Source organism: Legionella sp., assembly GCF_965140895.1.
Classification (GTDB): Bacteria; Pseudomonadota; Gammaproteobacteria; order Legionellales; family Legionellaceae; genus Legionella.
On record NZ_CBCSKT010000103.1, the window covers coordinates 1 to 1706 of the forward strand.

A 1706-nucleotide genomic window follows, 5' to 3' on the forward strand; every position below is an offset into this window, starting at 1 on the left:
CTCCGTTGCTACAGGGACGCATTAATGATGATTTTCAGACTATAAATCCAGTAACTTCAGGTTGAATGGGTATATAAGATTAATTTCAAGAAAATTCCATGAGGTACACATATGAAAAATGCAAATAAACAATTGATTGATTTGTCCAATGGTTTTCCTATAAGCGAAGATATAATTTATAAATGTAATATATGTGGAGATGAGTTTATTTCTTTACAGCCGTATGCGGTAGATTGTTGTTGTAGAAACTTGATAATAGATGCAGACTCTGGACGTGTTTCAATTAAAAATCTAGATCAGTTAGTGGCATTTTATAAAGATTAATTTAACTAGTATGCGCTATGACTATTAAACGAGGGAGCCATTGCGTGTACCAGACGCATTATCATATTGTGTTTCTGGTGAAATATAGGAAGTCACTGTTGAGCGATATGAGATCGACTTTGAGCAGCTGGGCTGTGATAAAAATCATATCCATATTCTGTGCTCGTTTCATCCAAAATACAGCATAGGTGAAGTTGTCAGGAAATTTAAAAGTATAACGGTACGTGAATTATTTAAGAAGTTTCCATTGTTAAGGAAAGAGTTGTGGGGCGGTGAGTTTTGGTCTGATGGATATTATGTTTCGACTGTAGGTGAAGGCGGGGACTGGAAGGTGGTCGAGAAATATGTCAAAAATCAGGGAAAGGTGCATGAGACGGAGCAGTTGCGCCTCTTCTGATACCCCGTGGCTTGCCACGGGGAGGTTCATTGGAGGAGGGTCCCAGATATTCATAGATGGGAAGTTAGATTCTATTTGGTTTATTCAAACCAAATGGTTTAGAAATTACTGGAGGAATAACTAATGTCATGTCCTGAATATAATAATTTACTATCAGAAATCAAAAGACTATCTTCTATGAGCCAACTTGAACGTGAATCTGAAGGAGTTTATGCCGAAAGTAGTCAATTAAAATTTTTGTTAAAAAAATTAAATTCAAGTAAAAATAATTACAATAAATTAAAAGGGATTGAACATTTTGTTTCAGATATAGCAAGCTCTGGTAGCAAAATTTTAGCGTTGTTAGATGATTATTTGGAGATAATACATGATTGATAAAAGAACCATACAGAAAGCAAAAGAGTTAGAATTAGCCGTTCCTGATGGGGGTTTCTCAGATGATTTTATTAATTCAATAAAGAGCATTTGCTCGCAATATGATGGCCTGCAATCAGCTTATTTAGTATTGAAAAAGGAAGATGATGATATTTGTTTTTTGTTTGGGTTTCAATTTGGTGAGGCTTATCAACAGAATGATCTTTCAATTAAAAATATTATGAATGATATTTTAGGCTTATTTGAAGAGGGTATGGCATTTGAAGGAGTATGTCTTGGAAATAATACCAAATTAAAAAGGGCTATTGAAGAAATAACAGAACCTTTCTTTATTGAATTAAATTGTTCTAAATAAAGCTGCAGGAAGTATTGATCTTGCCCCGAAAAAACGGACACATTGCTAAGCGACCTTTTTAGCTTCAAATATCTCTGGCGATTTATAACCTATCATCGCATGAAGCCGTTTTCTATTGTAATAGATTTCGATGTATTCAAATACATGATTTTTAGCAATTAAACGCGTTACAAATTGTTCGTAAGCCCGTAAAAATTCCCACCTATTCTCAAGCAATAGAATTTAATACACTTATAGCACATTGCAATTGCTGTT

General features: G+C 34.2%; 4 protein-coding genes and 1 pseudogene. 4 read left to right on the plus strand and 1 reads right to left on the minus strand.

Translation table 11 applies throughout. The annotated features are described in order from the left end of the window. Positions 1-111: 111 nt before the first annotated feature. From ACQY7T_RS11065 to ACQY7T_RS11080, 4 genes and pseudogenes are all read left to right on the plus strand, one after another. Entirely contained in the window at positions 112-324 is a 213-nt protein-coding gene (locus tag ACQY7T_RS11065) for a hypothetical protein (protein WP_428413391.1), read from the plus strand. Positions 325-341: 17 nt separating this feature from the next. Next, positions 342-721 (plus strand): annotated as a pseudogene (gene tnpA / locus ACQY7T_RS11070) (IS200/IS605 family transposase). 123 nt (positions 722-844) lie between these two features. Next, the gene (locus ACQY7T_RS11075; RefSeq protein WP_428413393.1) at positions 845-1096 is read left to right on the plus strand and encodes a hypothetical protein; all 252 of its coding nucleotides are present in this window, start codon (positions 845-847) and stop codon (positions 1094-1096) included. Continuing rightward, on the plus strand, positions 1089-1451 hold the full coding sequence (locus ACQY7T_RS11080) for a hypothetical protein (RefSeq protein ID WP_428413395.1): 363 nt from the start codon (positions 1089-1091) through the stop codon (positions 1449-1451). Before ACQY7T_RS11075 ends, ACQY7T_RS11080 begins: the two co-directional genes overlap by 8 nt. Before the next feature lie 45 nt (positions 1452-1496). Here the strand turns inward: ACQY7T_RS11080 and ACQY7T_RS11085 are convergent, their stop codons facing one another. After that, on the minus strand, positions 1497-1667 hold the full coding sequence (locus ACQY7T_RS11085) for an IS3 family transposase (RefSeq protein WP_428413397.1): 171 nt from the start codon (positions 1665-1667) through the stop codon (positions 1497-1499). Positions 1668-1706 lie beyond the last annotated feature (39 nt).